The 16813-nt window shown below is 63.6% G+C and carries 16 protein-coding genes; 2 read left to right on the top strand and 14 right to left on the bottom strand.

Going from position 1 to position 16813, the window contains the following annotated elements; genetic code table 11:
• Positions 1-170 precede the first annotated feature (170 nt).
• The 9 genes from LB535_RS21145 to LB535_RS21105 form a co-directional block, all read right to left on the bottom strand.
• Positions 171-1286 carry a branched-chain amino acid ABC transporter substrate-binding protein gene (locus tag LB535_RS21145; protein WP_095767237.1) on the bottom strand — a complete coding sequence of 372 codons (1116 nt, stop codon included), beginning with the start codon at positions 1284-1286 and terminating at the stop codon, positions 171-173.
• A 136-nt stretch (positions 1287-1422) separates the two neighbouring features.
• A complete protein-coding gene (locus LB535_RS21140) occupies positions 1423-1770 on the bottom strand; it encodes a DUF6867 family protein (protein ID WP_224633567.1) in 348 nt (115 codons plus the stop codon).
• Between the two features lie 117 nt (positions 1771-1887).
• The gene (locus LB535_RS21135) at positions 1888-2616 is read right to left on the bottom strand and encodes an ABC transporter ATP-binding protein (RefSeq protein WP_095767235.1); all 729 of its coding nucleotides are present in this window, start codon (positions 2614-2616) and stop codon (positions 1888-1890) included.
• Positions 2616-4025, bottom strand: coding sequence for an ATP-binding cassette domain-containing protein (locus LB535_RS21130; protein ID WP_224633566.1), 1410 nt, complete (start codon positions 4023-4025; stop codon positions 2616-2618). The genes LB535_RS21135 and LB535_RS21130 overlap by 1 nt, the downstream gene beginning before the upstream one ends.
• Positions 4025-5620: a high-affinity branched-chain amino acid ABC transporter permease LivM gene (gene livM, locus LB535_RS21125; RefSeq protein ID WP_095767233.1), complete on the bottom strand. Its 1596-nt coding sequence runs from the start codon at positions 5618-5620 to the stop codon at positions 4025-4027. The genes LB535_RS21130 and livM overlap by 1 nt, the downstream gene beginning before the upstream one ends.
• 5 nt (positions 5621-5625) lie before the next feature.
• A complete protein-coding gene (locus tag LB535_RS21120) occupies positions 5626-6528 on the bottom strand; it encodes a branched-chain amino acid ABC transporter permease (RefSeq protein ID WP_224608749.1) in 903 nt (300 codons plus the stop codon).
• Between the two features lie 339 nt (positions 6529-6867).
• Positions 6868-7869 (bottom strand): 4-hydroxyproline epimerase, encoded by a 1002-nt coding sequence (locus tag LB535_RS21115; protein WP_224633565.1) that lies wholly within the window; start codon positions 7867-7869, stop codon positions 6868-6870.
• A gap of 13 nt (positions 7870-7882) precedes the next feature.
• Positions 7883-9193 carry an NAD(P)/FAD-dependent oxidoreductase gene (locus tag LB535_RS21110; RefSeq protein ID WP_224633564.1) on the bottom strand — a complete coding sequence of 437 codons (1311 nt, stop codon included), beginning with the start codon at positions 9191-9193 and terminating at the stop codon, positions 7883-7885.
• Positions 9194-9207: 14 nt separating this feature from the next.
• The gene (locus LB535_RS21105; protein WP_224633563.1) at positions 9208-10143 is read right to left on the bottom strand and encodes a dihydrodipicolinate synthase family protein; all 936 of its coding nucleotides are present in this window, start codon (positions 10141-10143) and stop codon (positions 9208-9210) included.
• Positions 10144-10211: 68 nt separating this feature from the next.
• Between LB535_RS21105 and LB535_RS21100 the strand changes: the two genes are divergently transcribed.
• The gene (locus tag LB535_RS21100; RefSeq protein WP_224602161.1) at positions 10212-10916 is read left to right on the top strand and encodes a GntR family transcriptional regulator; all 705 of its coding nucleotides are present in this window, start codon (positions 10212-10214) and stop codon (positions 10914-10916) included.
• A 27-nt stretch (positions 10917-10943) separates the two neighbouring features.
• Here the strand turns inward: LB535_RS21100 and LB535_RS21095 are convergent, their stop codons facing one another.
• The 3 genes from LB535_RS21095 to LB535_RS21085 form a co-directional block, all read right to left on the bottom strand.
• Positions 10944-11261 carry a hypothetical protein gene (locus LB535_RS21095; RefSeq protein ID WP_224633562.1) on the bottom strand — a complete coding sequence of 106 codons (318 nt, stop codon included), beginning with the start codon at positions 11259-11261 and terminating at the stop codon, positions 10944-10946.
• Positions 11262-11529: 268 nt separating this feature from the next.
• Positions 11530-11832: a hypothetical protein gene (locus LB535_RS21090; protein ID WP_140841768.1), complete on the bottom strand. Its 303-nt coding sequence runs from the start codon at positions 11830-11832 to the stop codon at positions 11530-11532.
• 264 nt (positions 11833-12096) lie between these two features.
• Positions 12097-13593: a CoA-acylating methylmalonate-semialdehyde dehydrogenase gene (locus tag LB535_RS21085; RefSeq protein WP_224546667.1), complete on the bottom strand. Its 1497-nt coding sequence runs from the start codon at positions 13591-13593 to the stop codon at positions 12097-12099.
• Between the two features lie 357 nt (positions 13594-13950).
• Between LB535_RS21085 and LB535_RS21080 the strand changes: the two genes are divergently transcribed.
• Positions 13951-14832, top strand: a complete 882-nt coding sequence (locus LB535_RS21080; RefSeq protein ID WP_224633561.1) for a LysR family transcriptional regulator — start codon at positions 13951-13953, stop codon at positions 14830-14832.
• On the opposite strand, the gene LB535_RS21075 is transcribed toward LB535_RS21080, so the two are convergent.
• Both LB535_RS21075 and LB535_RS21070 read right to left on the bottom strand, forming a co-directional pair.
• Entirely contained in the window at positions 14829-15401 is a 573-nt protein-coding gene (locus tag LB535_RS21075) for a hypothetical protein (RefSeq protein ID WP_224633560.1), read from the bottom strand. The two genes, LB535_RS21080 and LB535_RS21075, sit on opposite strands and share 4 nt — an antisense overlap.
• Positions 15402-15548: 147 nt before the next feature.
• Positions 15549-16811 carry a D-amino acid dehydrogenase gene (locus tag LB535_RS21070; RefSeq protein ID WP_095767221.1) on the bottom strand — a complete coding sequence of 421 codons (1263 nt, stop codon included), beginning with the start codon at positions 16809-16811 and terminating at the stop codon, positions 15549-15551.
• Positions 16812-16813 lie beyond the last annotated feature (2 nt).

Below are 16813 nucleotides of genomic sequence, written 5' to 3'. Positions count from 1 at the left end.
AAACGATTTAAGTCGCCTGTTTGCGCCAAATCGTCATTGCTGTTCTTCGAACACGGTGGACGGGTATTGCCCGAGGCGCGGCGCGGAGCTTCCGGCTGGCCTCGCCCGCAAACGAGAATGCCCGGCGCGAGCGCCGGGCATCCCCGAAAAGTCGGCTTGAGTTTGCCGGCTTATTTCTCGAAGTAGCTGTACTTGCCGTCGTCGCCCTTCTTCCATTCATAGATGACATAGTCAGGACGGGTGATGTCGCCCTTGCTGTCGTAGCCGATGTCACCGATGGCGGTCTTCCAGGTGTTGGCCCTGATCGTCTCCGCAACCTTCTGCGCGTCGTCAGCCGAGCCGGTCTTGGCGATGGCCTGGGCGATGATCTGCACCGCGGCATAGGAGTAGAGCGTGTAGGCTTCCGGCTCGAAGCCGTTGGCGCGGAACTTCTCGACCACTTCCTTGGCGGCCGGATTCTTGCGCGGATCCGGAGCGAAGGTATTGAGCGTGCCGGCAACGGCGTCGCCCGCGATCGAGGCCAATTCGTTGGAGACGATGCCGTCGCCCGAGAACAGCGGCGCCTTCAGGCCCTGATCGGCCGACTGACGGATGATCAGGCCGGCTTCGGTGTGCAGGCCGCCCCAGTAGATGAGCGTGACGCCGTTTTCCTTCATCTTGGCGATGAGGGCCGAGAAGTCCTTGTCGCCGACATTCACGCCTTCGTACAACACTTCCGTGATGCCGTTGGCGTTGAGGTTCTTCTTGGTCTCGTCGGCCAGGCCCTGACCATAAGGCGTCTTGTCGTGGATGATGGCGATCTTGGCATCCTTGAAGTTCTTGGCGATGTAGTCGCCGGCCACCTTGCCCTGCTGGTCGTCACGACCGCAGGTGCGGAAGGTGTTCCACATGCCGCGCTCGGTGAACTTCGGGTTGGTCGCGGCCGGCGTGATCTCGAGCATGCCGTTTTCCTGGTAGACTTCCGAGGCTGGGATCGACACACCGGAGTTGAAGTGGCCGTCGACGAACTTGACGCCGTCGGCGACGAATTTGTTGGCGACCGAGATGCCCTGCTTGGGATCGGAGACGTCGTCACCGATCTCGAGCTTGAGCTGCTGGCCGAGGATGCCGCCCGCCGCGTTGATGTCGGCGACCGCCTGTTCCGCGCCCTTCTGCAACTGCGCGCCGAAGGCGGCGTTCGGGCCGGTGATCGGACCGGCGACGCCGATCAGGATGTCGGCCCACGCGCTGCCGCTGAACGCGACGAACGCGGTCAGCGCCACGGCGGACAAAAGTGATTTTTTCATTGAAACGCTCCCATTTACGGAGTGGGCGTGGATGATACTTTCATGCGATGCCCACCCTTATCGCAGAAAGCATAGAATGCCGATTTTCAGGCACTTGTCACGCCGATTCATCCCCGAAACGGCGTAATGGTGAACGTCAACCTTTCGGTTTCCAGCTTAACAAGGAAGCTCTTTCATAGAGCCAGTTATACTGCGTGACCATTTGGTTGGTGCGCGTGTATTGATAGCCTAGGAAGCCCAGTATCATCAGGACGATGGTGTCGACGATATAGTAATGCAGCGAGAACATCGTGCCGCCGAACAAGGCGTGATGGATGAACCTGACGCCGATACCGAGACCGAGCAGGAAGAAAAACAGCCGCAGATACGTGTTCCAGGTCTGAGCCGCCGCTTTGCCTGTCATCCATGCCGCCCCGCCGCCAAGCAGGCCTGTGACGAATAGAAACTGCCAGATCGAGGCTTCTTCGTAGATAATGCCCTGCATGATTGATGTCCCCAGATCTTAGCATGATCCCGAAAAGTTGCAGACTTTTCGGAGAAGATCATGCCTCAAGAACAAAACCTTAGAGCGAGATGGCGATCCTGGGAAAGTCATCGCGCTCTAATGATGCCCGCCTTCGAGATAGGCGGCGCGCACTTCCGGATTGGCGAGCAATTCCTTGCCGGTGCCGCTCATCGTCACATTGCCGTTGACCATGACATAACCGCGCGTGGCGAGCTTGAGCGCGCCGAAGGCGTTCTGCTCGACCAGGAACACGGTCAGCCCTTGCGTCTTGTTGAGCTCGCGGATGGCGTCGAAGATCTGCTTGACGATCAGCGGCGCGAGGCCCAGCGAGGGCTCGTCCAGCAACAAAAGCTTCGGCCGCGCCATCAGCGCGCGCCCGATCGACAGCATCTGCTGCTCGCCGCCCGACAGCGTGCCGCCGCGCTGGGCGATGCGCTCTTTCAGCCGCGGGAACAGCGTGAACACCCTCTCGACGTCCTCGTCATAATGCTTGAGGTTGTCGAGGCTGGCGCCCATCTGCAGATTTTCCATCACCGTCATGCGCGGAAAGATGCGTCTGCCTTCCGGGGATTGCGCGATGCGCAGGCGTGCGATCTCATGCGTCGGCATCTTGGTGATGTCGGTGCCGGCGAAGGTGATGGTGCCGGTGCGGGCGCGCGGCGCGCCGAAGATGGTCATCATCAGCGTCGACTTGCCGGCGCCGTTGGCACCGATCAGCGCCACGATCTCACCCTGGTTGACGCTGACATCGACGCCGTTCAGCGCCCGGATGTTGCCGTAGTAAGTCTCGACACCCTTGATGTCGAGCAGCGTTGTGCCGGCCATTATTTACGCCCTCCACGCGTCGCGGGCTTGGCCGCTGCTTCCTTCGCCAGCGTCTTCGCCTGGCCGATCCAGTCTTCGCGGGCAATGCGCCCGTCAAAGGCGAGATAGGCTTCCGCCGCCTCGATGTCGGCCTTCTTCCAGGCCGCTATCTGGTCGAAATGGAAGATGCCATGCTCGTTGAGCTTGCGCTCGTTGACCGGGCCGATGCCTTTGATGCGGATCAGGCTATCGACCTTGCCGCCGCGTGGCGCGTCGAGGCGATTGGAGATGCCGCCGGCTTTCGCCGGCGCCTTGCCGGGGGCCTTCTTTGCAGGGGCTTTCGCCGTCGGCTTGCCTTTCGCGGCGGCCGACTTTGTCGCTGGCGCTGGAACCGGTTTGCTGGCTATCGATGCGGCGCGCGCGTCGACTTGCGCCGCCTTCGAGGCGCCCTTCGACACCGTGACCCGCTCGCCCTCATTCCCATGTTCGACCGAATCGGAAACCGGCCCGGCCATCATCGAGGCAGAATTTCCCGGCCCATGCGCGGAATCGGGGCCGGTATCGAGCTGCTCGATCACGTCCTCATCGCCGACCTCGGTCAGCACCGTCTCGACCTCCTCGTCGTCGACGCCAAGATAGGCCGCGATGACGCGCGGATCGGTGCGGACCGACGCCGGATTGCCATCGGAGATCTTGCGGCCGTATTCGAGCACGACGACATGGTCGGAGATCTGCATCACCACCGACATGTCGTGCTCGATGAGCAGGATCGACGTGCCGGTGCTCTTGATGCCCATCAACAGCTCGTTGAGCGCCGCAGATTCCTTCGGATTGAGGCCGGCGGCCGGTTCGTCGAGGCACAGAAGCTCCGGCCCCGTGCACATGGCGCGCGCGATTTCCAGGCGCCGCTGCGCGCCATAGGGCAGGTCGCCGGCCGGATCGTCGGCGCGATCGACAAGATCGGCCTTCTCCAGCCAGTGCCTGGCGAGCTCGATCGACTCGGCCGAGGCCTGGCGATAGCTCGGAAAGCCGAACAGGCCGAGGAGAGTATAGCCCGAAGCCTTCATCAGCTTGTTGTGCTGCGCGACCAGGAGGTTCTCCAGCAGCGTCATGCCCGAGAACAGGCGGATGTTCTGGAAGGTGCGCGCCACCTTGGCGCGCGCCGGGATCTCGTGGTTGGGCAGGCGCTCGAGCAGATAGGTCGAGCCGTCCCCCCGGTTCAGCGTGATCATGCCTTCAGACGGCTTGTAGAAGCCGGTGATGCAGTTGAACACCGTGGTCTTGCCGGCGCCGTTCGGGCCGATCAGCGCGGTGATCTCGCCGCGCCTGGCCTGGAACGACAGGTCGCCGATGGCGACCAGGCCGCCGAACTTCATCGACAGATGCTCGACCTGCAGGATGAAATCGTTCGAGGAAGGGGTCGCGTTCATCAGCCGTGCCCCTCCTTGGTGAAGGAGCTTGAAACCGCTCTTCGCTCCTTCAGGAAGGCCGTCGGCTCGCGGCTGCCGACAAAACCGCGCGGCTTCCACAGCATGACGATGACCATGGCCATCCCGAAAAGCAGCATGCGGTAGAGTTCAGGCGTGAAATCGGGACCGAAGACCCGCTTCAGGAAGTCGAGCTCCCGCAACGCTTCGGTGCCGCCGATCATCACCAGCGCCGCTACGGCGATGCCGACCAGCGAACCCATGCCGCCGAGCACGACGATGGCGAGGACAATCGCCGATTCCAGGAAGACGAAGGATTCGGGGCTGACGAAACCTTGCCGTGCGGCGAAGAACGAGCCGGCAAAGCCGCCGAACATGGCGCCGGTGGCAAACGCCGTCAGCTTGGTGGTGGTGGTGTTGATGCCGAGCGAGCGGCAGGCGATCTCGTCCTCGCGCAGCGCTTCCCACGCCCTGCCGACCGGCAACCGCCGCAGCCTGATGGTAACGAAGGCGGTCAAAAGACAGAGTCCGAGGATCAGATAGTAAAGGAAGATCTTGTAATAGGCGCTCGATGTGGCGATGTGCAGCACCTTGGCGATGTAGTTCGGATCCGAGACGTTAAACGACATCAGGCCGAAGAAGGAGACCTTTGGGATGCCGGAAATGCCGGCCGAACCGTTTGTCACCTCGCGCCAGTTGATCAGGACGAGGCGGATGATCTCGCCAAAGGCAAGGGTGACGATCGCCAGATAGTCGCCGCGCAGCCGCAACACGGGGAAGCCGAGCATGACGCCCCAGAAGGCGGCCATGCAGCCGGCGGCCGGGAGCAGGATCCAGAAGGACAGGCCGAAATGCGTGCCGAGCAGCGCGTAGGCATACGCGCCGACGGCATAGAAGGCGACGTAGCCGAGATCGAGCAGGCCGGCGAGGCCGATGACGATGTTCAGCCCCCAGGCCAGCATCACATAGATCAGGATCTGGATGCCGAAATTGTCGACCCACTTCAGAGAGCCCTGAAACCCTCCCGCTATCGATCCTGTTACCAGCGCAAGCACCAGCACGACGATGATCGGATAGAGCGCCAGCGCGCTGATGCCCAACGCCGAGAAGTGGGCGTGGATGAAGGCCCGAAAATAATACATTACCCAGGCGACGGCATAAATGATCGCCAGCGCCCGCACAAAGCGCGCGTAGCCGGCAAGGTCGGGTCCGAGCAGCCCGTCAAGCGAGCCGGCCAGCACGAACAGCAGGGCTGCGACAACGACCGCGGCTACGAAATAAGGCATCCTGAAGAAGCGTGCCGCCATGGTGTCGGGCAGCAGGCCTGTGTCGATGTCGGCGATCTTCAGGCTGGCCACGAAGGGCTGGCCATAGGCGACATACAGGAAGCGGCCCCCGGCGGTGGCGATGACCACCAGGGCGAGCAAGCCCCAGCGCTGCACCAGAATCAGTTCGTTGGAGATATTCTGGTCGGTCCTGAGACCGATAAACAGCACGAACAGGCCGAGCGCGATGGCGCCTGCATAGAGCGCTTCGCGAAAAGCGCGCTGAACTGGAGTAGCGACGGCGTCGCGCTCCGAAGACACGGTAACGGCCATGAGGATCAGACCTTTTCGACTTCAGGCCGGCCGAGGATGCCGGAGGGCAGGAAGATGAGCACGATCGCCAGGATCGAGAAAGCGGCGACGTCCTTGTAGTCGATCGAGAAATAGGCCGACCACATGCTCTCGATGAAGCCGATGAGCAATCCTCCGAGCACCGCGCCGGGCAGCGAGCCGATGCCGCCGAGCACGGCCGCCGTGAAGGCCTTCACGCCCGGCACGAAGCCGTCCGAGAACACCACGACGCCATAATACATCAGGAACAGGGTGCCGGCGACGGCGGCGAGAGCTGCGCCCATGATGAAGGTGATGGAGATGGTGCGGTCGACGTCGATGCCGAGCAGCGCAGCCATCTTGCGATCTTGCTCGCAGGCGCGCTGCGCCCGCCCGAGCGCTGTCCGGTTGACGAGATACCAGAAAATCGCCAGCAGAATGATGGTGACGATCACGATGAGGATCTGCTTCAGCGAAACGCTCACACCATCAACAGTGTAGACTTGGCTGACCAGCGGCGGGATCGGTTTGTTGCGCGGGCCCTGCGTGACCTGCACGAAATTGGACAGCGCGATCGACATGCCGATGGCGGTGATCAGCGGCGCCAGCCGGAACGAGCCGCGCAGCGGCCGGTAGGCCACCTTCTCGATCGTCCAGTTGTAGAGGCTGGTCAGAAGCATGGCGACGATCATCATGATCAGAAGCGCCACCACGACCGGCACCGAATAGAACAACGCGCCGAGGATCAGGAAGACGATGAGGGCGGTGAAGGCGCCGACCATGAAGATATCGCCATGGGCGAAATTGATCATGCCGATGATGCCGTAGACCATCGTGTAGCCGATTGCGATCAGGCCATAGATAGATCCCAGCGTCAGCCCATTGATAAGCTGCTGGACGAAATACTGCATATTTACGCGGCTCCCCTGGAATGTCGCCCGTTTCCGGGTCGCACTCCTTTTCGTATTTCCCCTAGTCGTAAAGTCTCGAGCCCGGATTGCAACGTGATTTTTCAATCGCCGGGCGTGTTTTGGAAGCACGTCGCCCGATTGTCCGTTTTTCGTACCCGGCCCCCTGGACTATCGCGGACCCTATCATTGGCACAACGCAATGTCTTTGACGATTCAGCCCTATAATGCCCACCCGCTCGAAGAAATCGCCGTCAAAATAAATTGATGAGAAGATTTCTTGCGCGAACAGAGGCTGCCCATTTTGGGCGGCATGCCTTCCGTTGGGTGAGGCTGTGACGCTTATGTGACGACGAATCCATGCGCGAACGGATCGCGGTCGTCGATGAAGATGGTGTTCAGGCCCGTCATCCGTGCCCAGCCGCCGATCGAGGGGATGATCGCCGGCTTGCCGGCCACGCTGACCTCCTTTTCGACCCTGCCTTTGAACAGCGAGCCGATGATCGATTCATGCACGAAACTGTCGCCGGCCCTGAGCTTGCCCTTGGCATGGAGCTGCGCCATGCGGGCCGAGGTGCCGGTGCCGCAAGGGCTGCGGTCGATCGCCTTGTCGCCGTAGAAGACGGCGTTGCGCGCGTCGGCCTCGGCATGTTTCGGCTTGCCCGTCCACAGCATATGCGACAGCCGGTTGATGCCGGGGTTCTCCGGATGCACGAAGGAGTATTTCTCGTTGAGGCGCTGGCGCACCACCGGGCTCCAGGCGATGAGGTCGCCCGCCGAGTAATCGGCCATGTCTCGGTAATTTTGCTGCGGCTCGACGATGGCGTAGAAATTGCCGCCATAGGCGACGTCGACAATGATCTCGCCAAGCACCGGGCATTCGACGGTCAGGCCTTCGGCGTGGAGGAAGGACGGCACGTTGGTGATGCGCACCTCCTCGACATATTCGCCGACCTGTTTGTATTCGGCGATGACCAGGCCGGCCGGCGTGTCGAGCCTGAGTACGCCCGGCGTCTTCGGCTTCACCAACCCGTGCTCGATGGCCATGGTGACGGTGCCGATCGTGCCATGCCCGCACATCGGCAGGCAGCCCGAGGTCTCGATGAACAGGATGGCGATGTCGCAGTCCTCGCGCGTCGGCGGATAGAGGATCGAGCCGGACATCACATCATGGCCGCGCGGCTCGAACATCAGCCCGGTGCGGATCCAGTCATATTCGGCGAGGAAATGCGCCCGCCGCTCCATCATGGTCGCGCCCTCGAGCAACGGCCCGCCGCCGGCGACCAGGCGGACCGGGTTGCCGCAGGTGTGGCCGTCGATGCAGAAGAAGGATTTTTTGGCCATGATGGACTCTTTTTCAGAAACGCTGCGGACTGAAGGGCGTGAGATCGAGGGGCGGAGTCTGCCCGAGAACGAGATCGCGGATCAAGCGACCGGTCGCCGCGGACTGGGTCAGGCCGAGATGGCCGTGACCAAAAGCGTAGTAGACGTTCGGCGCGCGCGACGCGCCGATCACCGGCAGGGAATCCGGCAGCGAGGGGCGAAAACCCATCCACTCGCGGCCGCCCGACGGATCAAGCCCGGGCAGGAAACGCTTCGCCTTCTCCAGCATCGCCTTGGAACGGGCGAAATTTGGTGGCCGCTCGATGCCGCCGAGCTCGACGGCGCCGCCGACGCGCAAGCCGGTCTCGAGCGGCGTGATAACGAAGCCATGGCCGGAAAAGATGAGCTGCCGCCTCACGTCGAAAGCCGACACCGGCAGCGTCGTGTTATAGCCGCGCTCGGTTTCGAGCGGGATGCGGTCCCCAATATTCCTTGCCAGGAGATGCGACCAGGCGCCCGCGGCGATCAGGAGCTTCTTGGCCGTGCGCCTGCTGCCGTCGGCCAGGATGATCGTCGCGCCGTTTGTGTCGGTCTCTATGCCCTCCACCCGCGCATGCTCGAAACGGGCGCCAAGCTTTTCCGCATAGGCCCAGACCGCCTTGCCGAGCAGCTTCGGGTCGGCGACCGTCTTCCAGCCCGGCACGAAGGTGCCCTTGATGAAGCACGGCGAAAGACCTGGCTGCAGCGATGCCATCTCTTCGCCCTCGACATGGCGGAAGCCGATGCCGAAACGCTCGCGCTCGGCCCAGCCGGGCAGCGAGGCGCGGAACTCCGCCTCGCTCTCATAGAATTCCAGCGATCCATCCTCGCGCAGCATTGGCCGCGTGCCGGAGCGATCGAGCAGCTGCATCCATTCGGCTTCGGCGAGCTTCATCATGCCGGCCTGCGCAGCCAGGCTCGCTTCGTAGTGCCTGGCGGCGCCCGCCCGCCAGAAGCGGATAAGCCAGGGCAGCAGCTTGGGCAGATAGGCCGGCGGGATGGCCAAAGGCCCGAGCGGGTCGGCGAGCCATTTCGGCAATTGCCGTATCATGCCTTTATGCGCCAGCGGCAGCACATCGGAGAAGGCGAAGGCGGCGGCATTGCCGGAGCTCGTCTCCTCACAGATGCCGGTGCGGTCGAAGACGGTGACGCTGCGCCCCGCTTCCGAGAGCAGGGTCGCAGCACAGATGCCGATGATGCCGCCGCCGATGATGGCTATGTCTTCCGCTTCTCCCCGTTCACGGAGAGAAGGTGCCCCAGTGGCGGAGCGCCGCTCCTGTTCCAGGGATTTGGAATTTTCCTGCACGTCAGGGCTGTCCCTTATTCGGCCGCCACCATCTGCTCCGCCGATCGAGGAGACGTCTGCAGCGGCGGCAGCTTCGGCCGCACCGCCAGCGCATCCCGGACGATCTTTTCGACCGCCTTGCGGCGTTCACCCGACAGCGGCTGGCGCGGCATGCGCACGCGGTCATTGGTACCGATCGCCAGCACTTCGGCAAGCTTGATGTTTTGGACCAGATAGGTCGAGACATCGAGATCGAGCAAGGGCCGGAACCAGCGATAGATCGCCAGCGCCTCGTCGCGGCGGCCCTGCCGCATCAGCTGGTAGATCGCGACCGTCTCGCGCGGGAAGGCGATGACCAGGCCGGCGACCCAGCCGATGGCGCCGACCGACAGCGCCTCGAAGGCAAGGTTGTCGACGCCGGTGAAGAGGTCGTAGCGGTCGCCAAACCGATTGATGATCTCGGTCGATCGGCGGATGTCGTCGGAGGATTCCTTGATGGCGACGAAACGCTTGTCCGACGCCAGCTCCTCCATCAGGTCGACGGTGACGTCAACGCGATAGGCGAGCCTGTTGGAATAGATCATCACCGGCAGGTCGCCGGCTTCGGCGACGGCGCGAAGGGCGGCGACCGTCTCTTGCGGGTCGGTGTGATAGATCGGGCTCGGCACCACCATCAGCCCGTCGGCGCCTTCCTTAGCGGCGCGTTTGGCGATAGCAGCCGCCTCACGCGTGCCGGGCTCGTTGACGGTCAGCAGCACCGGCTTGTCGCCGGCGACTTTCCGCGCCGCCTTCAGCACCTCGATTTTCTCGTCGGGCGACAGCATGGGTCCTTCGCCGAGCGAACCGCATACGATGATGCCGTCGCAGCCGGCCTCCATCTGCAGCCCGTAGCAGCGCTCCATCTCGGCATGGTCGAGACGGTCGTCGGCAGTGAATTTGGTCGTGACTGCGGGGAAAACTCCGGCCCACATCGCTACTTCTCCTATGATATATCAGTCGTATATCTATTAAGAATTAGCCTGTCAACGCTGAATCACTTATGATATATGAAAAATATATCAGGAGCCCGCCATTGATCTCCCCGCTGATATCCGTCGAGGCGAACGCCACCTTCGAGCCGGCGGCGACCAAGGCCTATCGCGCGCTTGAGCATATGATCGTCACGCTCGAGCTGGCGCCGTCGGGCTTCGTCACCGAAGGCGCGCTGATCGAGCGGCTGGGTCTCGGACGCACCCCCGTGCGCGAGGCTATCCAGCGGCTCGCCTGGGAAGGGCTTCTCGACATCAGACCTCGCGCCGGCATCGCGGTCGCACCGCTTCACGCAGGCGACTGGCTGCGGGTGCTGGATGCGCGGCGCGGCATCGAGGTGGTGCTCGCCCGCTCGGCCGCCCGCTTCGTCACCCGCGAGGCCGCCGACCTGTTCCATGAAGCGGCCCTGGCCATGCAGAAGGCGGTGATCTCGAGCAATGTGCTTGCCTTCATCCAGGCCGACAAGGCGCTCGACGAAGCGCTGGCGATCGCCGCCGACAACCCGTTCGCGGCGCGTGTGGCGGCCCCCTTGCAGACCCACAGCCGCCGCTTCTGGTATCGCTACAAGGCCGATACCGGTCTCGCCGAATCGGCCGAGCACCACGTGGCGCTGATCCGTTCCATCCTCGACGGCGACGAGGAAGCCGCCGCCAAGGACGCCAAGAAGCTGATAGCGCTGCTGCGCGGTCATGCCGAGGTGGCCGCCACGCGCTGAGCAGGACCAGCGCCTGCTCGAGGCACTTCAGCCACCCGGCTGCCCGACCGCGGTGGCCAGTGTGTCTTCCCACCCCTCGCCGGCGGCCAGGATGCAGCTCTGGCCTTTGACGTCGGTCATCAGGATGGTCCAGGTTCCGCCGGCCGAGACAAACACCTCGAAGATGGCGACCTGTCCGGCCACGCCATAGCCCAGCCGCTTCTCCTCGAATGCCTCCGCCAGCCTCGCGACCAGATAGTCATGGCCGCCGCAGATGACTTGCGCCCGCGCCGGAACTGCCGGCAGCGCCATCATGGCGCCAACGGCCGCAAGCTTGACCCATCGAAACGAAAATTCGCGTGCCATGGGGCACCTCCTTTGCCTTCGCATTCCGGCAAAGGGAGGCACATTCGGCCGCCTCAGTGCGCCGGAAGGCTCCAGGCCGGATTGGACGTCTTCATCGCGTCACTCCTTCTGGCTTCCGGTCTGTCGTCGGGAGATCATGACTCCCTGAGATTCGATATGGTGAAGCTCCGCTCCGTAAACAAGCGGCGCCGCGGAGGGCGCCTTGCTTGGCGCCACTTGACGCCCGACGTGGGAGCCGTTGTGGCGCGCACCCCGGCTCCTGCCGGTTTCAGGCGCCCGGCATCGCCGCGGTGATCGTCGGGCTGTCCCAGCCCTCGCCGACGGAAAGCACGCAGCTCTGGCCTTTGGTATCGGAGGCAAGTACCGTCCAGCTTCCCTGGTCGGAGACGAAAATCTCGAGCACGACGTTCGGATTGATCAGGCCGCGCCCAGCCTCGGTTTCGTGGAACTTGTCGCCAAGCGCCTTGATGATGTCGGCGCGCGCCGCGCATTGCGCCGCCGCGCTCGCCGGCGCGGCTCCAACGGTCATCGCCGTCGCCGCCAATATTGCCGCCACAACAAATCGTGTCATCTGACACCTCCTCGCGCCAGACGAGAACCCCGGCTTGAACCGGCGCTGCTTGGTTGCCTGCACGCATGGCAGGAATAAAGCCTAAGGCAGATGGTGGTCTGTTGGTTCCATCACACGGCGATGGAATTATTAGAATATGCGGACGCACGCATGACGCGATGCGCCGGAATTCATGCGCCTGAAGTTGTGCTTCGCCTTCGTCCATAAAAAGAAAGCGCGGCTTGCGCCGCGCCTTCTCAATGTTGGTTTGGACGACCGTTCGGGCTAGTTCATCGTCGGGATGACAAACTCGGCGCCGTCCTTGATACCCGACGGCCAACGCGAGGTGACCGTCTTGGTCTTGGTATAGAAGCGGAACGCGTCCGGACCGTGCTGGTTGAGGTCGCCGAAGGACGACGCCTTCCAGCCGCCGAACGTGTAATAGGCGATCGGAACCGGGATCGGCACGTTGATGCCCACCATGCCGACCTGGACTCTGGACGCGAAATCACGCGCGGCGTCGCCGTCGCGGGTGAAGATGGCGACGCCGTTGCCCATCTCGTGGTCATTGGCGAGCTTGATGGCGTCCTCGTAGCGCGGCGCGCGCACCACCGAGAGCACCGGCCCGAAGATCTCTTCCTTGTAGATGCGCATGTCGGCGGTCACGTTGTCGAACAGGCAGCCGCCCATATAGTAGCCGTTCTCATAGCCCTGCATCTTGAAGCCGCGGCCGTCGACGACGAGCTTGGCGCCTTCCTTGACGCCGATATCGACGTAACCCTTGACGCGCTCCAGCGCCTGCGCGGTCACCAGCGGACCGAAATCGGCGGAAGAGTCGGTCGAGGGGCCGACCTTGAGGCTTTCCACGCGCGGCACCAGCTTTTCCATCAGACGGTTGGCGGTGTCGTTGCCGACCGGGACAGCCACCGAGATCGCCATGCAGCGTTCGCCGGCCGAGCCGTAGCCGGCGCCGATCAGCGCGTCGACCGTCTGGTCCATGTCGGCGTCAGGCATGATGATCATGTGGTTCTTGGCGCCGCCGAAGCACTGCACGCGCTTGCCCGATGCCGTGCCGCGCGAATAGATATAGTGCGCGATCGGCGTCGAGCCGACGAAGCCGATGGCCTTGATGTCCGGATCGTCGAGGATGGCGTCGACAACTTCCTTGTCGCCATTGACGACGTTGAGGATGCCGGCCGGCAGGCCGGCCTCGATGAACAGTTCGGCAATGCGGATCGGCACGCCCGGATCGCGCTCCGACGGCTTCAGGATGAAGGCATTGCCGCAGGCGATGGCCGGCGCGATCTTCCACAGCGGGATCATGGCCGGGAAGTTGAACGGCGTGATGCCGGCGACGACGCCGAGCGGCTGGCGCATCGAATAGACGTCGATGCCGGGGCCGGCGCCGTCGGTGAACTCGCCCTTCATCATGTGCGGAGCGCCGATGCAGACCTCGACCACTTCGAGGCCGCGTTGGATGTCCCCGCGCGCATCGGCGATGGTCTTGCCGTGCTCGCGCGCTAGGATGTCGGCCAGCTCGTCATAGTCGCGGGCGACCAGCTCGAGGAATTTCATCAGCACGCGCACGCGGCGCTGCGGGTTGGTGGCCGCCCATTTCGGCTGCGCTGCCTTGGCGTTCTCGACCGCGGCGCGCAGCTCCGCCTGCGAGGCCAGCGCCACCGTGCCGCGCACGGAGCCGTCCATCGGCTGCATCACATCCTGCTTGCGCCCGCTGGTGCCGGCGACACGCTTGCCGCCGATGAAATGACCGTATTCGATCATGCTTTTCTCTCCCTGTTCTGATGACGACGCATTGTCCGCCTTTGCGGCGGCGATGGCAACGCGAGCCAAAACGCAACCGTTGTGCGGAAAATAGACAACGGTGGCAGACTGTGCATTAATTGCCGCAAATGATGGACTGCTGAAAAGGCCGAAGCTTGCGTCCCTTCACACCCCCCTCTGTCCTCCCGGACATCTCACCCTCTTGGGGGGAGATTAGCAGCTTCACCGACAGCGCTTTCGGCTATTGGCGAAATCCGCCGCGACATCTGATCTCCCCCCTAGAGGGGGAGATGGCCGGCAGGCCAGAGGGGGGCGCGAAGGAACGCAGCGTTGACAATCACAGAGCGGACCACTCCCATGAACTGGGATGATGTCCGCATCTTCCTTGCAGTCGGCCGCGCCGGCCAGATCCTCGGTGCGGCGAAACGCCTTGAGCTCAACCACGCCACCGTTTCGCGCCGCATCGCCGCGCTCGAAGAGGCGCTTCGCACAAAACTCTTCCGCCGCCTGACCACCGGCAGCGAGCTGACGCCGGCCGGCGAGCGCTTCCTCGACATAGCCGAGCGCATGGAGAGCGACATGATCGCCGCGCGCTCGACCATTGCCGGCGAGGGCGACGATGTTTCGGGCACGGTGCGCATCGGCGCGCCGGACGGATTTGGCGTCGCCTTCCTGGCAAAGCGGCTGGGCGAGCTGACTGCGCTGCACCGCGAGCTCACCATCCAGCTGGTGCCGGTGCCGCGCTCCTTCTCCCTGTCGCGCCGCGAGGCCGATATCGCGATCACCGTCGAGCGGCCGAGCGAAGGGCGGCTGGTGGCGGGCAAGCTGGTCGACTATACGCTCGGTCTGTTCGCATCCCGCGCCTATGCCGAAGCCAACGGCCTGCCGAAGGCGCCGGCCGAGCTCGGCCGGCACACGTTGATCGGCTATGTGCCGGACCTCATCGTCAGCCCCTCGCTCGACTATGCTGCCGAGTTCAGCCCCGAATGGCGCACCAGCTTTGCCATCTCCTCGGCGCTTGGCCAGGCCGAAGCGGTGCGCTCCGGCGCGGGCATCGGCATCCTCCACACGTTCGTCGCCCGTTCGATGCCGGAGCTGGTGCCGGTCGACATCGTCGCGCCCATCCGCCGCGCCTATTGGCTGGTCTATCATGAATCGGTCAGGCCGCTGCGCCGCGTGCAGCTGGTCGCCAACTTCATCACCAAGGCCGTGGAACGCGAGCGCGGCCTTTTTGTCTAATCCGCGTCGAGCACGAAGGAACTCACGATCTTCTCGGCCTCGTCCGCAAGCGGCGCCCATTTCCGCTCTACCTCTTCGGAGTTGTCGCCCGCGACCCCGCAATCGACGAAGCCGTAATGCGAGCTGCGCAGCGTCAGCGCGATGCGGGAATGGCCGTAGAAGCTGACATTTTCGTCGGCATAGTGGAAATCCATCTCGGCTATGCGCACCGGATAGCCGTCCGGAAAATGCGCCAACCTGTCCTGGCGGAAGGCGGCCGACTGATAGGCGACGCCGACCATGGTCTGCCAGTTGCTCACCTTCCAGTCTTCCTCCATGAACGCCCTGACATCGGGCGGATTGTCGGGAGCGGTCGGATCATAGGCATTTTCCGACACGCGGCAGGTGAGCCCTCCTTCTCCGGACTTGATCTTGAGCCGAATGGTGTTGTCAAAGGCGGTTTCGCTCGCCCATTGCTCGGGATAGGTCAGCGAAAAGCCGTGCTCCTTGTCGTGAACGGTTTTGTCCGCTGCCAGCGCCGCCGGGGCGCAGGTCAGACAGGCGGCCGCCGCAAAAAGAAAAAGACGCATCCGAAGTCCCCTCGCTGCGGCCGATCCTATCACAGGCAGTTGGTCGCCGCCGCCTTGCCAACGACAGGCTCTACCGGCTGCTGTTCAGCGACAGCTGGGTCAGGGAGGCGTTCTGAGCCGAGCCCGCCGAAGCAACTGCAAAGCCCCTCAGATAGGTTTGAGATACCGCTCCGGGCTGAGGTCGCGCGCGTTGATCTCCGGCACCCGGTTCGACATGATGTCGGCCAGCACCTTGGCCGAGCCGCAGGCCATGGTCCAGCCGAGCGTGCCGTGGCCGGTGTTGAGATAGAGGTTGGCAACCTCGCTTTGCCCGATCAAGGGCGGTCCATCCGGCGTCATCGGCCGCAAGCCGCACCAGAAGCTCGCCGCCTTGAGGTCGCCGCCGCCGGGGAAGAGATCGCCGACCGAGTGTTCGAGCGTGCGGCGGCGCGATTCCTGCAGGCGAAGGTCATAGCCCGAAATCTCCGCCGTGCCGCCGACCCGGATGCGGTCGCCGAGCCTGGTGATCGCCACCTTGTAGGTTTCGTCCATGACGGTCGACACAGGCGCGGCCTCGACATTGTCGATCGGCACGGTGATCGAATAGCCCTTGACCGGATAGACCGGTATGGGCCGCCCCAGCGAGCGCATGAACTGCGCCGAATAGCTGCCCATCGCCATCACGAAGGCGTCCGCGGATTTCCATCCGCCCTCCGTGAGGACGTTGGTGAGGCGATTGCGGTTCCTGACGATGCGCCGGATGGTCGAGCCATATTCGAAGGTCACGCCGCGCGCCACGCAAAGTTCCGCGAGCTTGTCGGTGAACATCTTGCAGTCGCCGGTCTCGTCGCCCGGAAGCCTGAGGCCGCCGACGAATTTCTCGCGCACCGCCGCGAGGGCCGGCTCGGCGGCGATACAGCCGTCGCGGTCGAGGATCTCGTAAGGCACACCGTATTTCTTCAGCACCTCGACGTCGCCGCCGGTGCCGTCGAGCTGCTTTTGCTTGCGGAACAGCTGCAGCGTGCCTTTGGTCCGTTCGTCGTAAGTGATGCCGGTCGCCTCGCGCAGCGCCTTCAGCGTGTCGCGGCTGTATTCGGCAAGCGGCACCATGCGCGATTTGTTGAGCGCGTAGCGCTCGGCCGTGCAGTTGCGCAGCATCTTGAGGAGCCACGTCCACATGTTCGGGTCGAAGGCCGGCCGCACGACCAGCGGACCGTACTTCATCAACAGCCATTTGACGGCTTTGACCGGGATACCGGGCCCGGCCCAAGGCGAGGCATAGCCCGGCGATACTTCGCCGGCATTGGCGAAGCTGGTTTCGAGCGCCGGCCCCGGCTGGCGATCGTAGACGGTCACTTCATGACCGGCCTCGGCGAGGAAGTAGGCGGTGGTGACCCCTATCACGCCGCCGCCCAGCACGATGACTTTCATTC

Origin of the sequence: Mesorhizobium sp. CA10 (genome assembly GCF_020165285.1) — a bacterium.
Taxonomy (GTDB): domain Bacteria; phylum Pseudomonadota; class Alphaproteobacteria; order Rhizobiales; family Rhizobiaceae; genus Mesorhizobium.
The sequence above is the reverse complement of the archived record's forward strand: the minus strand, read 5'-3'. Positions and strand labels throughout refer to the sequence as shown.

Bases quoted from the DNA above. Each gene is read 5' to 3' on its own strand.
- LB535_RS21120 (WP_224608749.1), bottom strand. From the start codon at position 6,528: ATGCAGTATTTCGTCCAGCAGCTTATCAATGGGCTGACGCTGGGATCT.
- LB535_RS21070 (WP_095767221.1), bottom strand. From the start codon at position 16,811: ATGAAAGTCATCGTGCTGGGCGGCGGCGTGATAGGGGTCACCACCGCC.
- LB535_RS21130 (WP_224633566.1), bottom strand. From the start codon at position 4,025: ATGAACGCGACCCCTTCCTCGAACGATTTCATCCTGCAGGTCGAGCAT.
- LB535_RS21095 (WP_224633562.1), bottom strand. From the start codon at position 11,261: ATGGCACGCGAATTTTCGTTTCGATGGGTCAAGCTTGCGGCCGTTGGC.
- livM (WP_095767233.1), bottom strand. From the start codon at position 5,620: ATGGCCGTTACCGTGTCTTCGGAGCGCGACGCCGTCGCTACTCCAGTT.
- LB535_RS21080 (WP_224633561.1), top strand. From the start codon at position 13,951: ATGAACTGGGATGATGTCCGCATCTTCCTTGCAGTCGGCCGCGCCGGC.
- LB535_RS21135 (WP_095767235.1), bottom strand. From the start codon at position 2,616: ATGGCCGGCACAACGCTGCTCGACATCAAGGGTGTCGAGACTTACTAC.
- LB535_RS21090 (WP_140841768.1), bottom strand. From the start codon at position 11,832: ATGACACGATTTGTTGTGGCGGCAATATTGGCGGCGACGGCGATGACC.
- LB535_RS21100 (WP_224602161.1), top strand. From the start codon at position 10,212: ATGATATATGAAAAATATATCAGGAGCCCGCCATTGATCTCCCCGCTG.
- LB535_RS21140 (WP_224633567.1), bottom strand. From the start codon at position 1,770: ATGCAGGGCATTATCTACGAAGAAGCCTCGATCTGGCAGTTTCTATTC.
- LB535_RS21075 (WP_224633560.1), bottom strand. From the start codon at position 15,401: ATGCGTCTTTTTCTTTTTGCGGCGGCCGCCTGTCTGACCTGCGCCCCG.
- LB535_RS21115 (WP_224633565.1), bottom strand. From the start codon at position 7,869: ATGGCCAAAAAATCCTTCTTCTGCATCGACGGCCACACCTGCGGCAAC.
- LB535_RS21145 (WP_095767237.1), bottom strand. From the start codon at position 1,286: ATGAAAAAATCACTTTTGTCCGCCGTGGCGCTGACCGCGTTCGTCGCG.
- LB535_RS21105 (WP_224633563.1), bottom strand. From the start codon at position 10,143: ATGTGGGCCGGAGTTTTCCCCGCAGTCACGACCAAATTCACTGCCGAC.
- LB535_RS21085 (WP_224546667.1), bottom strand. From the start codon at position 13,593: ATGATCGAATACGGTCATTTCATCGGCGGCAAGCGTGTCGCCGGCACC.